Source organism: Gardnerella sp. DNF00257 (assembly GCF_049262745.1).
Classification (GTDB): domain Bacteria; phylum Actinomycetota; class Actinomycetes; order Actinomycetales; family Bifidobacteriaceae; genus Bifidobacterium; species Bifidobacterium piotii.
The window spans coordinates 827,380-852,271 of the sequence record NZ_CP058403.1; the positions used below are offsets into that span (position 1 = coordinate 827,380).

General features: G+C 40.1%; 17 protein-coding genes, 1 tRNA gene and 2 riboswitches. Of the genes, 4 read left to right on the top strand and 14 right to left on the bottom strand.

The window, feature by feature from the left end:
* Positions 1 to 64: 64 nt before the first annotated feature.
* The 8 genes from HXT23_RS03110 to eno all read right to left on the bottom strand — a co-directional run bounded on the left by HXT23_RS03110 (position 65) and on the right by eno (position 9,210).
* Positions 65 to 1,513 carry an amino acid permease gene (locus HXT23_RS03110; RefSeq protein ID WP_032812801.1) on the bottom strand — a complete coding sequence of 483 codons (1,449 nt, stop codon included), beginning with the start codon at positions 1,511 to 1,513 and terminating at the stop codon, positions 65 to 67.
* Positions 1,514 to 1,564: 51 nt separating this feature from the next.
* Positions 1,565 to 1,756, bottom strand: a riboswitch (Lysine riboswitch).
* Between the two features lie 71 nt (positions 1,757 to 1,827).
* Complete coding sequence (locus HXT23_RS03115) at positions 1,828 to 2,583, bottom strand: trimeric intracellular cation channel family protein (RefSeq protein WP_032815779.1); 756 nt, start codon at positions 2,581 to 2,583, stop codon at positions 1,828 to 1,830.
* A 186-nt stretch (positions 2,584 to 2,769) separates the two neighbouring features.
* Positions 2,770 to 3,939 (bottom strand): branched-chain amino acid aminotransferase, encoded by a 1,170-nt coding sequence (locus tag HXT23_RS03120; protein WP_016635406.1) that lies wholly within the window; start codon positions 3,937 to 3,939, stop codon positions 2,770 to 2,772.
* A 230-nt stretch (positions 3,940 to 4,169) separates the two neighbouring features.
* A tRNA-Leu gene (locus tag HXT23_RS03125) sits at positions 4,170 to 4,253 on the bottom strand.
* Positions 4,254 to 4,294: 41 nt separating this feature from the next.
* A complete protein-coding gene (locus HXT23_RS03130) occupies positions 4,295 to 5,926 on the bottom strand; it encodes a DUF501 domain-containing protein (protein ID WP_032812799.1) in 1,632 nt (543 codons plus the stop codon).
* A gap of 74 nt (positions 5,927 to 6,000) precedes the next feature.
* On the bottom strand, positions 6,001 to 6,642 hold the full coding sequence (locus tag HXT23_RS03135; protein WP_032812798.1) for a septum formation initiator family protein: 642 nt from the start codon (positions 6,640 to 6,642) through the stop codon (positions 6,001 to 6,003).
* Positions 6,643 to 6,789: 147 nt separating this feature from the next.
* Positions 6,790 to 7,704 carry an L-lactate dehydrogenase gene (locus HXT23_RS03140; RefSeq protein ID WP_004130482.1) on the bottom strand — a complete coding sequence of 305 codons (915 nt, stop codon included), beginning with the start codon at positions 7,702 to 7,704 and terminating at the stop codon, positions 6,790 to 6,792.
* A gap of 210 nt (positions 7,705 to 7,914) precedes the next feature.
* Positions 7,915 to 9,210 (bottom strand): phosphopyruvate hydratase, encoded by a 1,296-nt coding sequence (eno, locus tag HXT23_RS03145; RefSeq protein ID WP_004111823.1) that lies wholly within the window; start codon positions 9,208 to 9,210, stop codon positions 7,915 to 7,917.
* Positions 9,211 to 9,357: 147 nt separating this feature from the next.
* Positions 9,358 to 9,464, top strand: a riboswitch (TPP riboswitch).
* A gap of 10 nt (positions 9,465 to 9,474) precedes the next feature.
* Here eno and HXT23_RS03150 point away from each other — a divergent pair.
* From HXT23_RS03150 to HXT23_RS03160, 3 genes are read left to right on the top strand one after another with little or no spacing between them, the layout of a single operon-like run.
* Positions 9,475 to 10,263 (top strand): ABC transporter permease, encoded by a 789-nt coding sequence (locus tag HXT23_RS03150; protein ID WP_016800667.1) that lies wholly within the window; start codon positions 9,475 to 9,477, stop codon positions 10,261 to 10,263.
* 30 nt (positions 10,264 to 10,293) lie between these two features.
* A complete protein-coding gene (locus HXT23_RS03155; protein WP_422112657.1) occupies positions 10,294 to 11,325 on the top strand; it encodes an ABC transporter substrate-binding protein in 1,032 nt (343 codons plus the stop codon).
* 43 nt (positions 11,326 to 11,368) lie between these two features.
* Positions 11,369 to 12,184 (top strand): ABC transporter ATP-binding protein, encoded by an 816-nt coding sequence (locus HXT23_RS03160; protein WP_016800663.1) that lies wholly within the window; start codon positions 11,369 to 11,371, stop codon positions 12,182 to 12,184.
* A gap of 78 nt (positions 12,185 to 12,262) precedes the next feature.
* Here the strand turns inward: HXT23_RS03160 and mfd are convergent, their stop codons facing one another.
* The 3 genes from mfd to HXT23_RS03175 all read right to left on the bottom strand — a co-directional run bounded on the left by mfd (position 12,263) and on the right by HXT23_RS03175 (position 17,664).
* On the bottom strand, positions 12,263 to 15,907 hold the full coding sequence (gene mfd, locus HXT23_RS03165) for a transcription-repair coupling factor (protein WP_422112658.1): 3,645 nt from the start codon (positions 15,905 to 15,907) through the stop codon (positions 12,263 to 12,265).
* Entirely contained in the window at positions 15,897 to 16,496 is a 600-nt protein-coding gene (pth, locus tag HXT23_RS03170; RefSeq protein ID WP_004130472.1) for an aminoacyl-tRNA hydrolase, read from the bottom strand. The genes mfd and pth overlap by 11 nt, the downstream gene beginning before the upstream one ends.
* 127 nt (positions 16,497 to 16,623) lie before the next feature.
* Complete coding sequence (locus tag HXT23_RS03175; RefSeq protein WP_317623562.1) at positions 16,624 to 17,664, bottom strand: ABC transporter substrate-binding protein; 1,041 nt, start codon at positions 17,662 to 17,664, stop codon at positions 16,624 to 16,626.
* Between the two features lie 385 nt (positions 17,665 to 18,049).
* Here HXT23_RS03175 and HXT23_RS03180 point away from each other — a divergent pair, with 385 nt between their 5' ends.
* Positions 18,050 to 18,841, top strand: coding sequence for an ABC transporter permease (locus HXT23_RS03180; RefSeq protein WP_422112659.1), 792 nt, complete (start codon positions 18,050 to 18,052; stop codon positions 18,839 to 18,841).
* A gap of 108 nt (positions 18,842 to 18,949) precedes the next feature.
* Here HXT23_RS03180 and HXT23_RS03185 read toward each other — a convergent pair whose 3' ends face one another.
* The 3 genes from HXT23_RS03185 to HXT23_RS03195 all read right to left on the bottom strand — a co-directional run bounded on the left by HXT23_RS03185 (position 18,950) and on the right by HXT23_RS03195 (position 24,677).
* Positions 18,950 to 22,531 (bottom strand): UPF0182 family protein, encoded by a 3,582-nt coding sequence (locus HXT23_RS03185; protein ID WP_422112660.1) that lies wholly within the window; start codon positions 22,529 to 22,531, stop codon positions 18,950 to 18,952.
* Positions 22,532 to 22,673: 142 nt separating this feature from the next.
* Positions 22,674 to 23,963 carry a uracil-xanthine permease family protein gene (locus HXT23_RS03190; protein ID WP_422112661.1) on the bottom strand — a complete coding sequence of 430 codons (1,290 nt, stop codon included), beginning with the start codon at positions 23,961 to 23,963 and terminating at the stop codon, positions 22,674 to 22,676.
* Between the two features lie 345 nt (positions 23,964 to 24,308).
* A complete protein-coding gene (locus tag HXT23_RS03195; protein WP_421781391.1) occupies positions 24,309 to 24,677 on the bottom strand; it encodes a DUF488 domain-containing protein in 369 nt (122 codons plus the stop codon).
* Positions 24,678 to 24,892 lie beyond the last annotated feature (215 nt).

Consider the following 24,892-nt stretch of genomic DNA (forward strand, 5'->3'; position numbering starts at 1 on the left):
TAACCTCTGTTAACGCATAAAAAATGCGCTCAGCAAATCACTGAGCGCATTTTTTATACTCTAATCACTTTGTTAAATCAACTTGATCTAACGGAATAACCTTAGTGTGATACTTAATCTTGTATCCAACATAAAGCACAATGAACAGCGGAACAGACATATAAGTTATGCCAATCGCTTGCCAATTAAGCGTGTGGAACGATTCAAGATCTTGACCAACAATAACCAAAATGCACAATACAAGAGCCACAATAGGGCCGAATGGGTACCACTTAGCTTTATAAACAAGATCGTCCAAAGACTTTCCTTGAGCAATATACGCCTTGCGGAACCTGTAGTGCGCAGCTGCGATTCCTGCCCACGCAATAAATCCAGTCAAACCACTTGCAGCAACTAAGAACATGTAAATTTGCGTTCCAAAAATACTCATCAAGAATGTTAAAAGAGCTACAACAAACGTTGCAACCAAAGATTGCATTGGAACACCTCTTCTATCTACGTTTCCAAACATCTTTGGAGCGTGATTATCTTTTGCAAGAGCGTAAAGCATTCTAGTAGAAGCGTACATTCCAGAGTTTGCTGCCGAAATAACAGATGTAAGCACAACAGCGTTCATAATTGTTGCTGCAACTGCCAATCCTGCGCGCTGGAATACAAGAGTGAATGGGCTTATAGAAATATCGCTAGCTTCCGATCCAAGCAAACTTGGGCTTGTGTATGGAATAATGCATGCGATTACAAAGATTGCAAGAATGTAGAACAAAACAATACGCCAGAACACTTGCTTTACAGCCTTTGGAATGCTCTTATCTGGTGTTGCAGATTCTCCTGCTGTAATACCAATAAGCTCTGTTCCCTGGAAAGAGAAGCCTGCAATAGCAAACGCGCCTAAAACAGCTGGGATTCCGCCAGCAAATGGAGCATTCTTATGCGTAAAGTTGCTTAGCAATGGCGCTTTTCCGCCTAAAATGCCAACAATCGTAAGCAAACCAATAGCAAGGAATATAATAACGGTTACAACTTTAATAATCGAAAGCCAATACTCGGTTTCTCCAAAGCACTTAACAGTAAGAATATTAATCAAAAGAATAATAACAAGAACTGTTAGGGAGAATACCCATATTGGCACCTTAGGAAGCCAATATTGCAAAACGATTGCTGCAGTGCTTATATCTACAGCAACTGTAATTGCCCAGTTAAACCAGTAATTCCAGCCCATTGCAAATCCTAAAGCTGGATCAATAAACTTTCCAGAATAAGATGCAAAAGATCCACTAATTGGCATATAAGTTGCCATCTCGCCAAGAGATGTCATAAGAAAATAAACCATAATGCCGATTGCAGCATACGCTAAAAGCGCTCCCCCTGGGCCTGCCATGTGGATTGTTGCACCGCTAGCTACAAATAAGCCCGTTCCAATGCTTCCACCCAAAGCAATCATGGAAATGTGGCGTGTTTTTAGACCGCGATGAACGGTTTGAGATTCTGTAGTTGATGAACTGTTGTTACTCATTGTTTCCTCCTTTTGACAATATTCAAACAGAGGCAAACAGGCAACAATATGCATGTCGATAGCACTCCGCAGCAAATTGCCAAAATTGCTGCGACAGTCCTTGGCCTATTTAGCCAAGTCCCAGCTTGTAAGCTAGAAAGAATAACCTACAAACTTCGGCGCTCTCCCCTTTTGCAAATCACTTAACGCCTCTTTCTGGCTAATGATTGCTACTCTTGTTGAGCGCGACCTCTGGTCGATGTGTTTTATTATTAAGATAGGCAAAGACAAACTCTAGACACTAACCGATATTTATTCAGATTAGACTAGATTTTCTAGTTATTTTGATTATTTTTTTCTGTATTTTTTATGGCTTTATCAGAAATTTTACGACTATATGCATTATGTCTGCGATATTTATTTATTTTTATTGGCGATTTGCGATTCATTGCGCCAAAAAGTGTTAAATCAAACTTTACAGACATTAATCGCATCGCAACTACTAGCACAACAATAAGAGTATCTAAAATCATCTCTGTAATAACGTCAAAACACCCTGCTCGTTGTGCTTTTACAACAAATACTGTTAAAACACACCCGACTGCAGCAGGAAGCGCATACCAATGCTTATCTCGAACAATTACAGGAACTTGATTCAAAACCATATCTCGAATTAATCCACCACCAAGCGCCGTTGCCATGCCCAAAAACACAGACGCCATTCCAGACATGTGAAAATCCAGCCCCTTAGCAGTGCCATTTACAGCAAAAAGACCCAATGCTAAAGCGTCCAGAGTTAACATAAACCACTTCCACTCGTCAATTTCTAGATGAGCAAAAGCAACAATAACACCAGAAGCCAATCCAGTAAAAACAAATCCCCTATCCGCAATTCCTACAGGAGGCAAAGCTCCAAGCAAAACGTCTCTAACAATTCCACCACCCAATGCTGTAAGCCAAGACGTTGTAATTATTGCAAAAATATCGTAGTTCTTGCGAATAGCCCACATTCCGCCAACCATTCCACAACAACCCACAGCTATGTATTCAACAACAAGGAAGAAAACGTTGTCACCTAATGCCCCTTCCACAATACTTCCTTTCCATGCGCTAAACACTCAAAACAAAATCTAACCAACAATTAACCTATATCTAACCAAGCATACAATTAGCGCGCCACTTGTTATAAACATAAAATGTTATAAACATACAATGACGCGCTAAATAAAATATATTAACGTTTTTTACGACTATTTTTGAACGATTTCAATTCTTAACTAGTCGCACACCTTCCACATCCAGTTGTGAGTGTCTTCAACATCTCCAAGCTGAATTCCAAGAAGCTCATCGCGAAGCTCTTGCGTAAGAGCACCAACGCCACCATCTGCAACCTTAAGATCGAATTCATCCGACTTAAATCTGCCGATTGGAGTAATGATTGCAGCAGTTCCGCAAGCAAGAACTTCCGTAACTTCTCCAGAGCGAATGTCGTCAAGCAAGCCTTTAAGAGGAATCATAGTTTCAACAACATCATGACCCTTCTCTTTTGCAAGTTGAATAATAGAACGGCGAGTAACGCCTGGAAGAATGCTACCAGTCAAAGATGGAGTTTCCAAATGACCATCCTTGTGGAGCGCAAACATGTTCATGCCGCCAAGCTCTTCCAAATAAGTCTTAGTTGCAGCATCCACAAAGCAAACCTGCTCACATCCGTGCTCAATACCCTTATATTCGCCAAGCAAAGAAGCAGCATAATTTCCGCCACACTTAGCAAAACCAGTTCCACCAGGACCAGTACGGAACCATTGATCTTCTACCCAAATGCTAACAGGCTTTAAGCCACCCTTAAAGTATGGGCCAGAAGGAGAAGCAATTACGCAATACTCAACCTCGTGAGCTTCGCGAACACCAAGGAAAGGCTCGGAAGCAAACATAAATGGTCGCATATAAAGCGTGTATTCGCGCCTGCTTGGAACCCAATCTTTATCTCGCTTAACTAAAGCTGCAACCGACCCAATAAAATCGTCAATAGAAAGATCTGGCAAATACAAACGCTTAGCAGAATTTTGGAATCGCGCAGCATTAATATCTGGGCGGAAAAGCCAAACAGAACCATCGGAACGCTTATAAGCCTTCAAGCCTTCAAAGCATTCTTGCGCGTAATGAAGAACAGATGCGCCTGGATCCATTTTCAACGGACCGTAAGGCTCAACACGCCTATCGGACCAGCCTTCTCCCTTGGTCCAAGACATATGAACCATATTGTCGGAGAAAATCTGACCAAATGCTGGCTTATCAATAAGTTCGTTGCGCTTAGCACTAGAAACTGGATTATCGTTAGGCAAAACGGTAAAGTTGCCAGCTAATTTGTTTAACAGAGCAGGATCGCTATGATCGTAAAAACCGTAGGCATCCTTAAACTCTGGAGCGACTTCTAAATCGGCCATTATGTCTCTTTTCCTATTTGCAATTACTGTATTTGTGATTGCTTTATAATTAATGCATTGCAATTGCTTTTAATGCAATTAATGGTATAGATTAGTACGATTCTCAATTAACGCAAGCCCGTATACAAATATTTTTTATAGAAAAACAAGCATTTAGGCTAAAGATTTACGATTTGCAACAAAGAATTAACATAATATACGAAAAAAATAAATTCGCAGCGTAAGATTTGTGCCTCTGGTGGGACTCGAACCCACAAGCCCGTAAGGGCGTCAGATTTTAAGTCTGATGCGTATGCCAATTCCGCCACGGAGGCAACAGTCATTAATTATGCCATATAAAACAATTAAAAACAACTCAGCGTGTGGCGAGTGTTCTACGACCCAAATCTAGAGTGATTCCATCCAGCAAGCCGTGCTCACTTGCAACAAAAGTTTCCAAGACGCCACCATGGTCTTGATAAGCCTCTTTAGCAAGACGCTCAAGAACGCGACTTAGCACAACTGCACCTCCGCCAACAACATCAACTCTTCCAGGATGAATCGTTGCATACGTGCGGCGCCTCTCCCTAGACATATGCAAGAACCTATCGTTAACCGTATATGCCTGATCTAACGCGATTTTTACTCCATCAACAGCCTTATGGTCATAATGCTTTAAGCCAATCGCAAGAGCCGCCATAGTTGTAACAGTACCAGAAACACCAATAATCGTGCGCGCTTTACCAGCATCAACATGCTTTAACGCTTCATCTATATTCTTGTCAATATCTTTAATTGCACAAGATATCTCTTCTTCGGTAGGCGGATCCGTATGCAAATGACGCTCAGTCATGCGCACAGAACCAATGTTCATAGAATATGCCGAATCAACCTTATCTTCAGCAATATTTACACCATCTCCGCCTAAAACAAGCTCTGTGGAGCCTCCGCCTAGATCAATAACAAGATAAGGCGCTTGCAAGTCTTTTCTAGAAACAACACTTGTTGCTCCCAAAAAACTCAAAGCAGCTTCTTCAGTTCCACTAATCACCTCTGGATGCACTCCAAGCTCTTCAAACATCATTTGTTCAAACACATCTCTGTTTAGAGCATCCCTTGTTGCAGAAGTTGCAACAAAACGAATAGCATCCACCTTATGCTCGCTAAGAACCTTAGCAAACTCTTTAGCAGCTTCTTTTACACGCTCTAATGCATCGGGCGCAAACATATGCGTTTCGTCAATTCCCTGCCCCAAGCGTACAACCCTAAGCATTCTAGGAACAACATCTTTCATGCCATTTTCATCAACTCTAGCAATTTTTAGACGAATCGAATTAGTTCCACAATCGATTGCAGCAACACAAACAGACTTGCTAGATACGCCTTCTCGATTAACTTTTTTGCAACCAAGATTGAGCGATTCTTCATCTTCATTTTGAGCATAGTCATTATCTTCCCAAGGAGTAGTGCATTTGCAAACTTTTGGACTAAACTCACTTGCGATTTTGTCTAAAACAATATCTCCAATAGGATTAACGCCTCTGCCCATAACAAGACTTTGAGCTAGCAAAGCATGCAAGCATTTAACACGAACTGGCATTCCGCCTGCACTCATGTTTTTAATATGCTCTTCGCTATCGTTTAATCGATTAGCTAACTCTTTGCGAAACTCTAAATACGCTTTATGCGCATATTCGTATTTTTTAGCAACTTCTTCGTTAGTGTTTAACAAATCATTGCATTCCTTCATAAAGCCTTGTGCTTCTAGGTGTGAAGCAGCTTTAACAGCCTCTGGACTTGTTAAATAGCATGTTGTAGGAAAAGGCGTTCCGTCTTCTAAGCATGGACGCGTAATAACAGCAAGTGGCCTACCACAAACACATCTAGCGCCAACAGCAACCATGCCCCTTGGAAATCTTCCTAATTGACGCTTTACAATGTTTTTGTCTGCTTTATTTGCAGGATTCTCTAGTAGCGAACTCACTAATAACTTTGCGTTTAGGCCCATGTTACACTCCATATGCATTGCGCATCTTAAAATCGTATATAACTCTTATTGTTAAATTCTATCTAGTTTTAATTCTATCTACTTTTATTACCATTATTACTATGTTTTTTGTTTGTTGACTTTTCATTATTACTTTTAGATTTATTAGACTTGCTTGTGCTATTGGAGTGATTATTTTGTTTGCCACTTTGCTTAGTGGTATTAGTCTTAGAAGACTTGCTACTTTCATCATTTTCTTTAGCCTTAAAGCTCATATCGTCTGGCTTGTCTGCCTTGTGAAGCGCGTAAAACAAGTCACTATACCACGGCAACGCTTTTCTATCTTCGTACAAAGAATCATCCTTATTAAACGATTCTGGAACAGAACCCGTAATCGCCTCTGGATGCTCTACTCTAACAGCTTGCTCCCCTGGAAATATAAACCCCAATCTTTCCCTTGCTTGAGCTGCAACATACGCCTTGTCTTTCCAACGCTCTACATCGTTATTAAGAGCTTGCTTTTTATCTTTCAAAGCAGACTCATCCCTTTGCAAAGCGTGCAATTCTGCCAAACTTAAAGCATAGTTACGAATTGTTGATATAAGACCAATACAGCAAAGAAATACAACAACTATCATGGAAACAAATACGATTGAACCAGAAAACAGCTTCTTTTTTTGAGGCTGATTTGATTCGTCAACTGTATTTGCAGTCATGCGGCGATTTCTTAAAATCATACTTCTAAATTACTTTGAATATTCGACGTGACGCACACGCGCTTATAAGATTGCGGCCAGCAACACAAGGCCACTGACCGCAATCAACTCTTAGCTTTATTATTAGGCTTATTATTAAGCTTTAGTCTTTATAGTTTTGACTTTAGATTACTCCATTTGAGCTTTGCTCAAAATCGTATCTGCAGAATGTTGCAATTTTTGCAACTCTTCTTGAGTCAAATCAAGCTGGCATTGCTTAACAATTCCTTCTCTACCAACAATTGCTGGGTAAGAAAGATAAGAATGGTATTCTTCGCGATAGTTAGAAACAGGCATTTGCTCTTTAGAATCCGAAAGAACTGCATCCACTAAACGAACTGCAGCAGCAGCAATACCGTAGTTTGTGTATTTCTTTCCGTAGAACACTGTAAATCCGCCTTCGCGAGTTTCCTCATCAATAGCGTCTAAATCCATGTTCTTTTCTTTAATAAGCTCTGTTATAGGCTGCTCAAAGACTTTAACTGTGGACCACGCAACAAATTGCGAATCACCATGCTCTCCTAAGCTATATCCCTTAACAGCCTTTGGATGCACGCCAAAGAACTTGCCTACTGCACGATGCAAGCGCGCAGAATCAAGCAAAGTGCCAGTTCCAATAATCTTTTCGTAAGGAAGACCAGTAGCTTCCTTGTAAAGCTGGCAAATAGCGTCGCAAGGATTTGTTATGTCAATCAAAACACCGTGGAATCCAGAAGCCTTAATCTTTGCACCAACTTCTGCAACTTCCTTACGATTATATTTAAGCTCTGCAAAACGATCTGGATGAGGAACGTCCAAAAGCTTTATGTGACCCAAGGCGCTTACGATTACCTCTACGTCTTTTAATGCTTCATAATCATTAACCGTAATATTAACGTTAAAAGGCACATTATCCATTGAATCTTCAAAATCCAATGCGTCGGCATTCACTTTTGCCTCGTTTGTATCATAAAGATACAAATCATCAGCATGACCGCCAACAACAAGTTGATGCGCTACTGCTGCACCAACGTTTCCCATGCCTATAACTGCGACTTTTCTCATATGAAACATCTCCTTCCGTTTTTAGTTTTCCATAAAAAATAGCACTATTTTGATGAGAATGAAAGTAATTTTAGAAAAATTTATATATTTTTTCAAAAAATCGCTAAAATATACGAAAAACGGCCAATCGCATGAATGCGACTGGCCGAATTATGCTACAGTCTAGATCTTAAACAAGACTTACGTAGAACTTATAAAAGCTCTAGCATATTACTTCATATACTTCTTGCAAGCCTTGAATGCGCTGTAACCAGCATATTGAGCAGTAGAACCAAGCTCTTCTTCAATCTCAAGCAAGCGGTTGTACTTAGCAATACGCTCGCCACGAGCAGGAGCACCAGTCTTGATTTGGCCGGTGTTCTTAGCAACAGCAAGATCAGAAATGGTGGTATCTGGGGTTTCGCCAGAACGGTGAGAAACCATGGAAGTGAAGCCATTCTTGGTTGCAAGCTCAATAGCGTCGAGAGTCTCGGTAACGGAACCAATCTGGTTCAACTTTACGAGCAAGGAATTAGCTGCTCCAAGCTCAATGCCCTTAGCCAAACGCTTTGGATTAGTAACGAGCAAGTCGTCACCAACGAATTGCAAACGATCGCCAAGACGCTTGGTGATTGCTGCCCAATCATCCCAGCCTTCTTCCTGGAATGGATCTTCGATGGAAACGATTGGATACTCGTTAATGAGCTTCTCGTAGTAATCAAGCATGTAAGCAGATTCGCGCTCTTCGCCGTCGAAACGATACTTGCCAGTTTCCTTGTTGTAGAACTCAGAAGAAGCAACGTCGAGGGAAATACCAATCTGCTTGCCTGGCTCGTAACCAGCAGCTTCGATTGCATCCATAATGTACTTCAAAGAATCTTCGTTGGACTTCATCTTTGGAGCGAAGCCACCTTCGTCGCCAAGGCCAGTAGCCAAGCCTTCCTTCTTCAAAACGTTCTTTAAGGTGTGATAAACCTCAACGCCAGCGCGCAAAGCGTCGCTATAAGTAGCAAAACCGTATGGAGAAATCATGTATTCCTGAATATCGGTTGCAAAATCAGCGTGAGCACCACCGTTCATAATGTTCATGTTTGGAACTGGAAGAATGTGGCCATTTGTACCGCCAATGTAGCGATACAAAGGAAGCTCAGCAGACTCAGCAGCAGCATAAAGAGCAGCAAGAGAAACGCCAAGAATAGCGTTTGCGCCAAGCTTGCCCTTGTTTGGAGTGCCATCAAGCTCGATCATTGTTTCATCAAGAGCGCGCTGATCAGAGGCATCCATGCCAATAACCTTTGGAGCGATTACTTCGTTAACAGCCTTAACTGCTTCCAAAGTACCCTTGCCTTGATAGCGAGACTTATCGCCATCGCGACGCTCCCAAGCTTCTGCCTCACCAGTTGAAGCACCAGAAGGAACTAAACCAATTCCTTGAGCGCCATCTTCGGTCTCCAAATAAACCTGAACAGTAGGATTTCCACGAGAATCCAAAATTTCGCGTGCATATACGCTTTCAATAGCTGCCACAACTACTCCTTATTTATCTGTTGGTTGTGTAACATATTTAAGATTAATGCGTTTTATGGACGTTATTTCGCAGCGTAAGTCGTTAAGCATACAAGACTATATAATCTAAGCTTTTCTTAATTTGTCCACACCTTTGTACAATAATAACAAACTGGCACGGGGTGCAATTATTCGCTTGATTGTAATTGCTGAGATCATACCCGTCGAACCTGATATAGCTAGTACTATCGAAGGGAATGTCGAATGATTAGCCATTGTAAGAGCATGCTAAAAAATGCATCTTCTTCACTGCGCTTATGCGTGCCATGGCTTTCCACACTTGTCATACTTATTGGATGGTTTTTAGCTACACTTGGGCCTAAAGAGACTAGGCATATTCCATCACCTGCAGAAGTAATTAACGCTTTTCAAGAATTAAACTCAGAAGGTTTAATTTGGCCTTCGTTGGGAATTAGTTTTACAAGAGTTATTGCAGGATTATGTTTAGGAATGATAATTGCAGTTCCAGCAGGAGTTATTTCGGGTAGCACAAAGCTGGGCGACATTATTATTAACAAGCCTGGCCACATGCTACGGTCTGTTCCTTTTACCGCACTAGCACCTTTGCTTATTATTTTATTAGGCATTGGTGAGACTATGAAAATAGCTCTTATTGCTATAGGCGTATTTGGAACGTTCTACGTAAATATGAGGGATGGAGTTCGTAATATTGATCCCAAACTCTTGGAATTAGCTCGCGCATACAAAGTAAATAGCAAAACAGTATTTTTCACAATTCTTCTTCGAGGAGCGCTACCTAACTTTATGACTGCTTTACGCTTTGCAATATCAGTGTCTTGGGTGGCATTGGTAACGTGTGAAACAGTCAACGCTTCAAAAGGAATTGGATATGTTCTTGCAAGATCACAAGAATTTTACAGACCAGATCAAATGCTGCTATGCATAGTTTTATACGCGATTGCAGGTCTACTTTCTGAAGGAATTGCAACACTTTTAGAAAAAATTTGCATGCCTGAGCGACGTTCATCCATCGTTAAAATCAAACAGAACTAAGAATATTAGCAAAATAATTAGGAGAATAAAATGGCTAAATTCGCATTATCTACAACAAGCAAGCGAGCATTAGCAGCTTTCTGCGCGCTTTGCACAGCAATCACCCTAGCATCATGCGGAAGCTCGAACAGCAAAACACAAGCATCATCCGCAAAATCTTCCACAAATACTACTAAGCAAGTAAAAGAAGATACTGGAACTTTAAGAGTAGCATATTTGACTTCTGCAAATTATTTAACAACTCTTTCAAAGAATACAAAGATGGCAGATAAGATCTTTGGTAAGGCAAAAGTTACATTTAGCGGGCCATATGTTCCTCCAGAAGCAAACACTGCAGTAACTTCTGGAAACGCAGACGTAACAACCACAGGATCTGGCCATTTTATTCATTTTATCTCCAAAGGCCAGCCATGGGTTGCTTATGCTATTAACTATTACAATGGAAACGCTCAAGGAATCGTAGCAGCACCAAATAGCGGAATCAAATCACTTAAAGACTTATACGGAAAAAAGATTGGAATTATTGCTAAAGGTGGAAGTGGAGATTATATAATTCACAAAGCCTTTGAAAAAGCAGGACTTGACCCATCCAAGGTTCAAGAAGTAGAGATGAGTCCGAAGAACTTCCATGCAGCATTCACAACTGGTCAAGTTGATGCATTAGCAACCTTCGATCAGAACTTTGCTGCAGCTCTTGCAACTCCAGGATCAAAACTTCTAGTCACTGCAAAAGATTATGGAAATATTAACTTCGGAATCCAAGTTGCATCTGCTGAATTTGCTAAAAAGCACCCACAGCTATTAAAGAAAATGTATCGTGCTTTAGTAGAAGAAGGTAAAAGAGTTAAGAAGAAGCATTCGATTATTCTTGATATGTATAAGAAGTTTGGTGCATCCGATGAAACAATGAAAGAATTAGCTAAGTTTGACATTCCGCAAATTCGACCAATGAATGCAGAAACTATGAAAATGCTTAAACAGCAAGCTAAGGAATATGTTAAATACGGATTCATTAAAGAAGTTCCTGATTTCTCTAAAGCTGTAATCGACTGCAGCAAGTAAACGATTACTAATTGTAATTAGAATACGACTTTAGAATACGACTATGTTTAATAGCATTTTTCATAAGCGTAGCAATGTAGAAGTTTCCAAAGAATCTACTTGCAAATCAAATATTAACGATAGCGATTACTGCGTTAGTATAGAGAATCTGGGCATTTCTTTCGCAAGTGCAAAAGATAAAAATACAGAAAACGATTTTGCAAATAATTCTTCTTTTGTATTGAAAAACATTACGATGAGAATTAAAAAGGGCGAATTTGTTTCGCTTATTGGTAGATCGGGATGCGGAAAAACTACGCTTTTGAAAATAATTTCAGGACTTCTAACTCCTAGCGAAGGCAGCATTCACGCAACAAGCCGTCAAGCTATTGGTTTTCAAGATGCACGATTAATACCGTGGCTTTCTGTAAACAAAAATGTTGTTTTTGGCATGGAAGGAAGTAAGCAAGATCTTAAGAATATTGCGCATTTAGCGCTTTGCCAAATGCAGCTTGTTGGTTACGATAACAAGTGGCCTTCTGAGCTTTCTGGAGGCCAGCAGCAGCGCGTATCTTTAGCAAGAGCTTTAGTTAGAAGTCCTGAATTATTGTTACTTGACGAGCCTTTTGGAGCTTTGGATGCTCTTACGCGTTTCGATATGCAAGATTTGCTTAATAATCTTCAAGCTAAATATGGCTGGAGCACACTTATGGTTACGCATGACATTGCGGAAGCTGTAAGACTTTCTAACCGCATTCTTATGATAAAAGATGGCAAAATTGCTAAGCAATGGAACATTGATCGCGAAGATCTTGATGCTCAAAATCGCCCTGTAAATCATAGCGAAATCGAAGATGAGCTTAGAGAAGCTTTGCAATAAGTAACTCGAAAATAATGTGAATAAAGGCGACTGCAAAATAGCGGCCGCCTTTATTTATAAACAACGCAATAATTCACCTTACCAAGCTAAATCTTCAAGAAGTTGACGCACCCAATCAAGTATTTCGCGCTCACTCATTGCGCTAGTTCCAAGTGAAGATTCAAAAGGCGATGGAATAATAAGCGTATGAGTAAGCGGACGATACTTAACTCCGCGGTAAATCCTTTGCAAACGCATCCACAACGATTCTTTTGGATCTAAACCAATAACACGAACCGATTTACCTTGAGAGCTAATTTGCGTAATACCAAGATCACGAGCCTTAAAACGCAAGCGAGCAACATCGCACAATATGCTAAACGCTTCAGGCGGCTCACCAAAACGATCAAGCAACTCATCTCGCAACTCTTGCAAATCCTTATTATTGTTAGCGGAAGCAAGCTTACGGTACGCTTCTAAACGAAGCTTGTCGGAATCAATATAATCAACTGGAATCGAAGCTTCAACAGGCAAATCAATAGACGTGGAAACAGTTTCCTTATGCTCTGGCTCTTTGTATTTTTCAACAGCTTCACAAACCATTCGCACGTATAAATCAAATCCAACGCCTTCAATGTGGCCACTTTGCGCATTGCCAAGCAAGTTTCCAGTGCCTCTAAGCTCCAAATCCTTCATAGCAACATCGAATCCAGATCCAAGAGCAGTATATTGAGCAATTGTTGCAAGGCGATCATGCGCTTGTTGAGTCATAGGCTTAGACGGATCATACAAAAAGTATGCGTACGCACGCTCACGACCTCTGCCAACGCGCCCGCGCAATTGGTGAAGCTGGCTTAGGCCGAATCTGTCTGCATGATCCACAATAAGCGTATTAGCGTTAGAAATATCTAATCCCGTTTCAATAATCGTAGTGCAAACAAGAACGTCAATATCTCTATGCCAAAAATCGCGAATAATAGTGTCGAGCTGCTTCTCACCCATTTTTCCGTGCGCAATAGCTACCCTAGCATCTGGAACGAGTTTTTGAATATTAGTCGCGACCTTACTAATATCTTCTACTCGATTGTGCACGTAAAATACTTGGCCACCTCTAAGCAACTCTCGCTTAACACAAGCTGCCACTTGCGCGTCTTCGTAAGCTCCAACATAAGTCAAGACTGGCAAACGGTCTTCTGGAGGCGTAGCAAGAGTAGACATTTCGCGAATACCCGTAACAGCCATTTCAAGTGTTCGAGGAATTGGCGTTGCAGAAAGACTAAGAACGTCTACGTTTGTGCGCAAAGCTTTCAAAGTCTCCTTGTGCTCAACGCCAAAACGCTGCTCTTCGTCTATAATCACCAAACCTAAATCCTTGAATTTTATGTTTGGATTCAAAAGCTTATGCGTGCCAATAACAACATCAACTTCGCCTGATTCAAGGCCTTGAATAGTATTGTTAACCTCTTTTTCGCTTTGGAATCTACTCATTGCAGCAACAGTTACGGGGAATCCAGAAAAACGATTAGTAAAAGTCTCGTAATGTTGTTGAACTAAAAGAGTTGTTGGCGCTAGAACAACCACTTGCTTTCCGTCTTGAACTGCCTTAAAAGCAGCGCGCACAGCAATCTCGGTTTTACCAAAACCAACGTCTCCACAAATCAGCCTATCCATTGGAATTGGCTTTTGCATATCTTGCTTAACTTCGTCAATAGTCGTAAGCTGATCTGGAGTTTCTTGGTATGGAAAATCATCCTCAAGTTCTTTTTGCCAAGGAGTGTCTGCGCTAAAAGCAAATCCGCTGCTAGATGCTCGTGCAGAATAAAGTTTAATCAAGTCTTGCGCAACTTCTTGAACAGCTTTTCTCGCTTTTTCTTTTGTAGCAGCCCAGTCCGCACCTCCAAGCTTATTTAGCTTTGGAATCTCTGCACCAATATATTTGCTAACCAAATCAAGCTGATCTGTTGGAATAAAAAGCTTATCTGCAGGAGCATTGCGTTTACTTGGAGCATACTCAATTTCCAAATATTCGCGCGTAGCTTCTCCGTTTGAAGTTTTTACATTCCTCTGCCTCATGCCTATAAATTTGCCAATTCCGTGCTGTTCGTGAACAACAAAATCTCCTGGCTTAAGGTCTAGAAGGTCGATTTCTTTTTTTCTACGCTTTGGCGACTTAAAACCACTTGCAGAAGAAGACTTTCCTGTTAAATCTCTTTCGCTAAGAATTGCAATTTTACTTTGCGTATCTATAAAACCGTCAACTATTTTCGATTGAACTGCCGAAAAATCAAATACGCCACTTGCGCGTACAGCTCGCGCAAGTCTTGATAAAATTCCACTTGAAGCAGCGCTAATATAAACCTTGTATCCGTTAGAAATAAGACCAGATATTCCGTTAGAAATCTTCTCACTATCTCCTCTAAATTCTTGAGGAGATTTAATGCACAAGTCTAAATAGTTATTTTTTACGACTTTATTTTCGTTTTCTTCTTTAGAATCAACGGTTGCTTGCGATTTACTCGTTGAATCCATTGCAAAACTGTTTAAGTTAATTACTTGATGATTGTTGTTTTCAAGATTTTCTAAAACGCTGCCAAAATCAAGAAAACTCGCTTTATCGAATGTTATTGGAGCGCCAGCACCCTTACCAGACGCAGCAACATGCCAACTTGCAGCCAAAAACTCGTTTGCTGTTTTAACTAAATCGTTAGCTGCGCGCTTGCATTTTTCTAAGTCGGAAACCAAAATTATTGCGTTTTTATCAAGCAAATTTTCCACTGGTTCCATGTTGTCAACTAATGCTGGAATCAAAGACTCCATACCCTCTACAGGTATTGCATTTGCGATTGATTCAAGCATATCTTGAGCATTTGGAATTTTACCAATCAAAGACTTCGCTCGTTTTTGAATATCTTTTGTAAGTTGCAACTCTCGGCAAGGTGTAGCCCAAACACTATTAATATTCTTCCCATAAGTGCGCTGATCAGATGCATGGAATTGTTTGATTGCGTCAATCTCATCTCCAAAAAACTCAATACGCACAGGATGATCCATTGTTGGAGGAAAAACGTCTATAATTCCGCCTCGAACAGCAAATTCAGCGCGATTCATAACAAGTTCCACGCGATTATACGAGTTTTCAACAAGTCGTTTTGTAGCAAGCTCAATAGAAATCTCATTGCCACATTCAAAAACAAGCGGCTCTACATTGCAAAGACCCTTAACAACTGGCTGAATAAGGGATCGAACTGGCATAACAAGAACGCGAATTGGGCTAAACATGGCACTTTTGCCGCTTTTGCTGCTTTTGCCGCTTTTGCTATCTTCCCCACTTTGCGGATGCTTTAATCGCCTAAAAACAGCCATTCTGCTTGCTACAGTATCTGCTCTAGGAGAAAGACGCTCGTGCGGAAGAGTTTCCCAAGCTTCAAGATTAGCAATATCTTTAGGGTTCCCATTATAAAAATCGCGTATTGATTCAAGTGATTCTAAAGCATCTCTACCAGATGGAACTACTAAAACAACAGGCTTTTTAGTAGCCATTGCAGCAGCTACAGCAGATCTAGCTCCACTTGGACAATACACATTAAGAGGATTAGAAAAATCTTCTTCAAGCAAAGCTAAAGACTTAAACGAATCATTTTTCTTACAAATATCTTTAAGTATGCTTTCAAAAGAAGCATCAGAAATATTAAAATCTTTAGAATCTAGCATTTTGTTAGCAAAAGAATCATACTTATCTGCCATTAAAATGCTCCTGAGTGGCTGCAAGCCCGCGGAAAATCACACTTTCTACAGCATCTGCGCCATCTGCCAAAAAATTAGGAAGTTCAGATTTTTGCGCACCAGCAAATCCGCCCAAAACCCAATTAACAGTATTATCGTGAGCATGAGCACCACGCTGAGCATGCCCAACACCCATTCTTACGCGCGCATATTGCGGAGTTCCAAGAGAGCGATCTATAGAACGAATACCGTTATGACCTCCAGCAGAACCTCCAGCTTTTACTTTAATGCGCCCAAAATCCAAATCCATATCGTCGTGAACAATCACAATATGGTCAGTTTCAATTTGATAATAAGAGCTTATAGAAGATATTGCAGCTCCAGAATCGTTCATAAAAGTAAGCGGCTTAGCAAGGAAGAACTTTGCAAGCTTACCGTCTAAATTCATAACTCCCTTGCCAAGTTTAGACAAGCCTTTATGGTCAGAAAAAGATATTGACCATCGCTCAGCAAGCAAATCCGCAACCATAAATCCCATATTATGACGAGTACCTTCGTACTTAGATCCAGGATTGCCAAGGCCAGCAATAAGCCAAAAATCCGAAGCCATAATTCACGCCCAATCTTATAAACTCAACAACAAAACGGGCGTACCGATTGAAGTTGGATTATACAACTACCCGATACGCCCTCATATACCGTACTTTATTTTAGCAAGACTCAAGTCATTGCGTAAACTACTTCAAAAATTCGTCCGTAGTTAATTCTTTTGCTTGAGGAGTTTTATATGTTACTTTGCCTTTAGAATCCGTATACGCACCTTCCTTACTTAGGAAGTCGAAGTATTCTTGAGCACCCTTAACATCATTTGTGCCGAACACAAACTTGCCGCTTTTTATGTCTGCACGATTACCCCAATATTGCCCGTCAACAATCATCTTCATGCTTCGCTTAACGAATTTCACATCAAGATTAGCTTCAGGAGCTTCTTTTACTAAAATGTTCGCAGCTTCATCTGGATGATTGTAAGCGTATTCATAACCGCGCTTAACGGCTTTAACAAAAGCGCGAACAAGCTTCGGATTGCGCTTAACTGTGTTTGCGTTAGTAATAACACCAATCGTATCTGGCTGACCAGGAACTCCATAATCTGCTGTCTTAAAGCAACGCAACTTTGGACCATACATTTCCGCCTGCACACCTTCCCAAGTACCATAAAAACCACCAAAATCAGCTTTTCCAGATTCAAGCGTACGGAACGTAGAAGTACCAACAGTAACCTTATCGAACTTACCTTTGCCACCATCATGCTGGATCATTCTACGAATCACAGCATCACCTTCTGCAGATCCAAAGGTTGCAAAAGTTTTACCATCAAAGTCTTTAGGAGAATGAATTTTAGTATTTTTATAAAGAGAGCACCAAATTGCGCTAGGCTTTTGCTGAACTTGCAAAACTTCCTTCAATTTAGTGCCTTTTGTACTGAAATCTGCAAGACTAGTAATATTGCTTAAAGCAAAATCCGCAGCACCAGAGTCAACAGCATGCTCGGCACCAGTTTGAGACACAGCCAAAATATTCACGTGTAAACCAGCTTGCTTAAACCACCCCATATGCTTTGCCACGTATATGCCAATATGATTAGTATCAGGTATCCACGAAAGCATAAACGAAACGTTTTGAAGACCAGATTTACTATTCTGCTTACTATTGTTTGATCCGCACGCGCACAAAGACAGAATACAGCATGAGCTTATAAAAACTGCTATTGCACGCATAATATTTTTATTAGATTTCAAACAAAAAGCTCGCACATTACGCCATAATTCGCATATCATGAATTCCCTAGCTTTCTTATAAATAACCGCTTTCTGGGAATGTGACACGAACTTGGCAGAAAACGGTATCAAGGGCCTAGCCCGCGCCGTTCAATGCCCCCAAAAATTAGAACTTTTGGTTTGCCACGCATTGACTCACGAAACGACTAAATTATGCACTAATCGAAAGACAAATACGCATAAAATACACGCTTGCTAACTACATACTATCTATATGATATTTTCATACAAGAAAGTTTGTAAAATTTTACGTTGTTTGATTGGGGCAGCAGTCAAGCAGCTACAACAAGCATTATGGCTTGTATACTGAAAGGAACGATATTCCATGACGCGCGCGCGCTGGAAAACACTACTGCACAATTATCTGCCAACAATAATTTCTACTATTACATTACTAATTTTTTGGCAGCTTTCTTGCGAATTCTATAAAATTCCAGAAAATTCTATTCCAACTCCTACAGATATTGCTAAAGCAACTTGTGATGTATGGCCACAATTATGGCCTGCAACCCTTGCAACTATTGAAGAGACAATTGTTGGTTTTAGTCTTGCCATTGTGTGCGGCATTTTACTGGGCGTACTTTTTCACGTATGCAAGCTGGTTCACGCAGCTTTGTTCCCACTTCTTTGTGCTGCACAAACGTTACCACTTATTTCGATTGCCCCGCTATTTCTTATATGGTTCGGTTTCGAAATGTCTGGAAAAATTGTTATCGTAGCTATTTTTAGCATGTTCCCTATTGCTGTTCAAACAATTAGAGGTCTTGATGCAGTTCCAAGTTTTTATAGCGATGTAGCTCTAACATGCGGAGCGGGACGAGTTTGGACGCTTTGGCACGTAAAATTAAGGATTGCAGCTCGACAAATTTTTGGTGGAATTCGCATTAGCACAGCCTACGTTTTTGGCGCAGCTACTACTGCAGAATATCTTGGCGCTCGTCAAGGATTAGGTATTTGGCTGCAAGCTGCATATAATTCTTTCCGCACTCCGCTTATTTTTTCTGCAACATTCGTAATTATTGCGTTTACAGCAATATTGATGGGCTTAGTTAATATAAGCGAACGATTATTGCTAGGTCCTGTAGAAGACGACGAAGACCCAGATAATCAAATGTAAAAACACATAAAGCCAACACATAAAATAATGCCGAACATAATCTAAACTATGCTCGGCATTATTTTTATTAATCTAAAGCTGCTTTAGACGCTTCTTTGACTTTTGCTTTTACTTTCCAGAGTCTTCTTTAATAGCATCGTTAATCGCATCGCTTAGCTCTTTTTGAGCTTTGCCATACGCTTGCCAATCTCCAGATTTCATTGCATCATCCGAATCCTTTAGCGCTTGAGCTGCTCGCTTAAGAGCCATTTTTGCTTTTGCACTAAAATCAGCGTCTGCCTTAGCATTAGCATTGGCATTTTTATTGCCATTTTCGCTATTCTTAGTCGAATCTTTTTGCTTAGGATTAGAAGCAATATTGTTTACACCAGAATTATTTGAAGCATCGCCAGCGTTTGCGCCAGAGTTTCCTCCAAATACTTGGTTTAATGCTTCATCCAAAGTGTCTGCAAATCCAACTTGATCTCCAAAAGCAACCAATACTTTCTTAAGCAATGGGTAGCTAGTAGATCCGCTAGATTGTACATAAACAGGCTCTACGTAAACCAATCCACCGCCAAGTGGCAATGTAAGTAAGTTTCCACGCTTAACTTTAGTTGATCCAGATTCAAGCAAATTCAACTCTTTAGAAACATTTGCATTAGCATTAAAGTTGTTTTGAGCTTGACCAGGTCCTGGAACATTGGAAACTTTAGGTAACTCTTGAAGTCTTAGTTGGCCATAATTTTCGCTTACTTTTCCAGCAACATTTCCAGCATCTGAATTTACAGACAAGAATCCAGTTAGGATCTCTCGAGTAGATCTTCCAGCAGGAATGTATGTAGAAACAAGCGAAAATACTGGCTTGTTTGCTCCTCTAGTTTGTAAAGTCAAATAGTATGGAGGTTGCAAAATATCTTCTCTCTGAAGACTTTGAGATTCTGTAGGATCTACTGGAGTCTGCCAGAAGTCTTCTCCCGAGAAGAACTGGCTTGCGCTGTCAACATGATACTTTGCAAGCAAATGCCTTTGTACTTTGAACAAGCTTTCTGGGTATCTAATATGACTCATCAAATCGCCAGAAATCTTAGAAATATCGTGATAATGCCCTGGGAATATTGATCTCCAAGCTTTAATCACAGGGTCTTTTTTATCCCACACATACAAGTCAACAGAACCGTCGTACGCATCAACAGTAGCTTTAACTGAATTGCGAATATAGTTTGCTCGCTGGTTAGTCAAGCCTTTAATCGAACGAGATGTTGTTGTTGTAGAATCTTGAGTCACCTGCCCAAAATCAGTCATTTGCGAATATGGGTAAGAGTCGGACGTTGTATATCCGTCAACAATCCACTTAACTCGTCCGTCAACAACTGCTGGGTAAACGCGCCCATCTAATGTCAAGTATGGAGCTACTTTAGAAACACGAGTCTTAGGGTCGCGATCATACAAAATCTGAGAATTTGCAGTAACTCTATCCGAGAATAAGATTTGATCTGATTCAAAACGAATAGCGTGTAGCAGCTTAGAGAAGAAGTTGCCTACACTTGGTCCACCATTTCCCTTAAACGTTGTTAAAGCGCCATTTGAGCCAGTTGGATAATCAAATTCCCAAGGAGCAGAGCCTTTTGGAGAACCAACAATCGAATACTTTGGAGCATTTGGCGAGAAGTAGATACGCGGCTCATACTTCTTCAACTTTGTAAGCTTTCCTTGAGTTGGAATTCCATACTCCATAAATTGCGGCTGACCATCTGCAGTAACCTTATTTCCGTAAGCTGCAACAACGCCATACCCGTGCGTATAAACAGTGTGGTCATTAACCCAATTTCGATTATCGTTTCCAGCTAAATCAAGCTCGCGCGCAGCAATAACCGTGTCTTGACTCACGCCATCAATGTCGTACTTATCTACAGAAAGAGTATCTGCAAAAGTATAGTATTGCTTAGATTGCTGCAATTGGCGGAATGTTGGAGAAGTGACTTGAGGGTCTAAAAGCCTGATTTGTGCAGTAGACTCCGCTTCTTTTGCTAGCGCTCCCGACTTTCCTTCCGAAGTAGCGTTATACGATTCTTTTTTAACATTATTTAAGCCATACGCAAACTTAGTTGCATCAATATTTCGCTGAATATAAGTGGCTTCTAATTCTTGTGCATTCGGCGCTACCTTAAAACGTTGCAAAAGAGCAGGCCAAGCAAAAGACAACACCATAGCGCATACAACTAAAGATGCAACAGCTATAGCAGGCGTGCGCCAAGCTTTAACAGCTACAACAAATCGCGTGCCAATTTTTACATTTCCATTAAGAGCGTGAGATTTTAGCAACCACGCTGTTATAACAATTCCAACAATTAGTGTTATTACAGCCATTGCAATGCTGGAAGGAACACCAGCATTCATATCTGTGTAAGATCCGCCAGTAATCTTAGAACCATCCAAATTTACAATCGCAAACACATCTAATATTTGCAAAACGGACCAGAAAATAATAACTAGCATAAACCACGCAGAAATTTGACGCCTTGCGCTTTTAGTTATGCTAAAAATGCCCTTTCCATCTACAGGAAGCGTAATTCTTACAGCTCCCATCAAAGCGTTTGTTATAACGCTAAATAGCAAAGAAACAGCAAGAAGAACAATAAACGCTCTTGTAAAAAGTCGCAAGCCTGGCAAAGCAAACACATAAAAACCGTTATCAAATCCAAATTGCGGATCTTTAATACCAAATGATTGGTAGTTAAACATAAGCAAAATTTGCACCCAATGATTGTAGAATTGCATTCCAAACACAGCGCCTACAATCAAAGACACAACTCCTGCAACATGCATTGCAAGCTTAGAGCTTATTCCCTTTTTAGTGTCTAAAATATTGCCTTTTTCTTTAACATATACGCCATCTTCGCTTCCAGGGCGTTTTTTAATCGCAATATATGCAGACAAATACCCAAACGCAGCCATAAGCAGAGCATACAAAGCCCAAACGCCGATTTTAGCGGCTAGTTGAATCCAGATTACGCTCTCAAATCCAAGTTGCGCATACCACATGCAATCTGTAATAAAAGTAGAAAAACCAAAAATAATTGAGCATATAAACGCTATTGCTACTACTATTGCAACAATAATCCAACGCCATTTTCTTGATTTTCCAACAAACTTATTTACATCAAAATCTATTCTCATATAGCGATTATTCTCCTTACTATTTGAGTTTTTTCTATCGCTTTTATTGCTTTTATTGCTTTTACTATCTTTACTATCTTCGCTAGCATCGCTAGTATCACTATTTTTGGGCGAGTCGCCTTCGTTTTCTAGTTTTTTCTTAGCTTCTAATATATCGCTAAAGAGGTCACCAAGGTCATCATCGTCACTATAATAGTCTGCCAAATCTTTTATTTTTTTTGCAAACTTTGAAGAAGTCTTATCTTTGTTTTCACTATTAGACTCATCTTTAGAAGCATCTTTAGCAACAATATTTGTATTACTATTATCTTCATCAATGCTTTCTATGACTACATCTTGATCGTTGGAATCATCCGCAGAAGCATTCGCAGAAGTATCGGCAAAATCATTATTTTGATTGCTCTTTTTCTTTCCATCGCTTGAATAATCGGAACGCTTATACACCTTAGTGTTTTTAGGTTTTTTAGCCATATAAGCGCCAAAAGCAGCCCATGCAACGCCAATGAGTATTTCTATAATGACTTTCAACATAAGGTTAATAATACTATACTAACTATTCCCAATCTACGTGTTGTGTTTGTTGTGTAATCAAAAATAATTACAAAAAAGCGCGCTCGCAAAAGTAGCGAACGCGCCTAAATCGATTAAATTAAATCATATTGAAGCATTTATGCTAAGCAACATCTGGATCGTCTTTAGCGATTGTTCCAGTAAGCTTTCCAATTGCTTTCATAATGTGGTACACAACCAACACAACAACAGTGCCGATTGCAATACCGTTAAACTGAATTCCAGAAATAGCAAATTGGAAGTTGGCAATGCCAATAATCATAACGATTGCAGCAATCATAATGTTAACTGGCTTATCGAAGTTCACTTTGTTCTCTACCCAAATGCGAACGCCAATCATGCCAATCATGCCGTAAAGCAAAGTGGTTACACCGCCCAAAACGCCTGCTGGAATGGAGTTTACAATTGCACCAAACTTTGGGCAAAGGCTTAATACGAATGCAAAGAATGCAGCGCACCAATAAGCGGCAGTAGAATACACTTTTGTTGCAGCCATAACGCCAATGTTTTCGCCATAGGTTGTAGTACCACAACCGCCAAAGCAACCAGCGATTGCAGTGCCTAAGCCGTCTGCAAACAAAGCTGTACCAATCTTGGAATCGTAGTCGCGGCCAGTCATCTGAGCTACAGACTTAACGTGACCAACGTTTTCTGCAATAAGAACCAGCACAACTGGCAAGAACATAAGCAAAACAGAGAAGTCAACTTGCGGAGTGTGGAACTTAGGGAAGCCAATCCAAGGTGCCTGCTCAATCTTACTAAAGTCAACTTGACCCTGGAAGCATGCATACGCGTAGCCAACAAGAACACCAAGCAAGATGTTCAATCGCCCAAGAAGACCACGGAAGATCACTGCAATAAGCATAACTGCAACCAAAGTTACCAAGGCAGTGTCTGGAGCCTTTTGGAAGTTACCCCAAACAGCTGGACCTAAGTTAAAGCCAATAATTGCAACGATTGCACCGTTAACAACAGGAGGCATAATAACGTCAATCCACTTTGCTCCTGCAAAATGCACAAGCACACCGATTAGCGCAAGAAGAATACCTGTGCACATAATGCCAAAGCTTGCTACAGCAATACCCTTATGCGCAGCAGTTACAGCCATAACAGGTGCTATAAGACCAAAAGAGCTTCCTAAATAACTAGGAAGCTTATTTGCGTTAATCAACAAGAACAGTGCTGTAGAAAGAGCCGTGAACATTAAAGTAGTAGACGGATCAAAGCCTGTAAGAATTGGCACTAAGAATGTTGCGCCAAACATAGCAATAACATGCTGAGCACCAATACCAGCAGTACGAGTCCAAGTTAAACGCTCATCTGGCTCTACTACTTCTCCTGGCTTCAAAGTTTTTCCGTCTCCATGAAGCTGCCATGTAAACAACGATTTCATCGTTTTCTCCTTGTGTAAAACAAGTTCGTATGTAAGTTTGTGATTGAAAAACAACCACCAAAACAAGCGCCAGCTTAAAAAAAAAAAACAAGCACTACTCAAGCGCAGGTTTGGCAGATTTTGCAGAGGCTATACCAACCGCCACCCCCTAGCCAAGTGGTCATTCTAATGTACTAATCACAAAGTGTCGAGACAATTTGAAAAATAATAAATTTATAAATTTGTTTTGTTGAAATATCAAGGAAAATCGGTGTGTCGAAAACGCATCAAACACCACTAATTATTACTCATAAAAGTTTATAAACATAAACTTTTGCTTATGTATTAGATTCGCTTATTACAATCTTAATTTTGCAAAACATTTTGAATGTAATCTTTTAATACAATTGCATGATTTATACGCGGATCTTTCGCTCCATATAAAAACGTTACTTTTTTACTTTTTCTACATATATCTACGATTTGGTTTACACAATCTTGATTCTCATCTAACTCTTCAATATAACGATTAGAAAATTCTTTAAAGCGCTCAGGCTTATGGCTAAACCATTTTCGCAAATCACTTGATGGAGCAATATCTTTACACCACAAATCAAGATTTGCCTTTTCTTTACTTATTCCTCTAGGCCACAATCTATCTACTAATACTCTCAAGCCATCATCTTCATCAGATGATTCATAAATGCGTTTAATTTGAATATTAATATTGCACATAATTACCTCTTTAACTACAGATAATGATTACACAATTATGATTTTTTTCAACAAGATTTAATTAATCACAATGTAAATGGAACTAATACAAAACTACGATAGATTTTTATCGAATATGTTTTATTATGTGATTTTTATATAGGCGTGTCGCTTGCCATTACAACAAAACGCTAGAAAATGTGTAAATATTTTTGATTTTTTGTTCGTTTTTGTCC

Coding starts and splice junctions, on each gene's coding strand:
- HXT23_RS03110 (WP_032812801.1), bottom strand. CDS start 1,513: ATGAGTAACAACAGTTCATCAACTACAGAATCTCAAACCGTTCATCGC.
- HXT23_RS03120 (WP_016635406.1), bottom strand. CDS start 3,939: ATGGCCGATTTAGAAGTCGCTCCAGAGTTTAAGGATGCCTACGGTTTT.
- HXT23_RS03130 (WP_032812799.1), bottom strand. CDS start 5,926: ATGGGCCTAAACGCAAAGTTATTAGTGAGTTCGCTACTAGAGAATCCT.
- HXT23_RS03135 (WP_032812798.1), bottom strand. CDS start 6,642: ATGATTTTAAGAAATCGCCGCATGACTGCAAATACAGTTGACGAATCA.
- HXT23_RS03140 (WP_004130482.1), bottom strand. CDS start 7,704: ATGAGAAAAGTCGCAGTTATAGGCATGGGAAACGTTGGTGCAGCAGTA.
- HXT23_RS03150 (WP_016800667.1), top strand. CDS start 9,475: ATGCTAAAAAATGCATCTTCTTCACTGCGCTTATGCGTGCCATGGCTT.
- HXT23_RS03155 (WP_422112657.1), top strand. CDS start 10,294: ATGGCTAAATTCGCATTATCTACAACAAGCAAGCGAGCATTAGCAGCT.
- HXT23_RS03160 (WP_016800663.1), top strand. CDS start 11,369: ATGTTTAATAGCATTTTTCATAAGCGTAGCAATGTAGAAGTTTCCAAA.
- mfd (WP_422112658.1), bottom strand. CDS start 15,907: ATGGCAGATAAGTATGATTCTTTTGCTAACAAAATGCTAGATTCTAAA.
- pth (WP_004130472.1), bottom strand. CDS start 16,496: ATGGCTTCGGATTTTTGGCTTATTGCTGGCCTTGGCAATCCTGGATCT.
- HXT23_RS03175 (WP_317623562.1), bottom strand. CDS start 17,664: ATGCGTGCAATAGCAGTTTTTATAAGCTCATGCTGTATTCTGTCTTTG.
- HXT23_RS03180 (WP_422112659.1), top strand. CDS start 18,050: ATGACGCGCGCGCGCTGGAAAACACTACTGCACAATTATCTGCCAACA.
- HXT23_RS03185 (WP_422112660.1), bottom strand. CDS start 22,531: ATGTTGAAAGTCATTATAGAAATACTCATTGGCGTTGCATGGGCTGCT.
- HXT23_RS03190 (WP_422112661.1), bottom strand. CDS start 23,963: ATGAAATCGTTGTTTACATGGCAGCTTCATGGAGACGGAAAAACTTTG.
- HXT23_RS03195 (WP_421781391.1), bottom strand. CDS start 24,677: ATGTGCAATATTAATATTCAAATTAAACGCATTTATGAATCATCTGAT.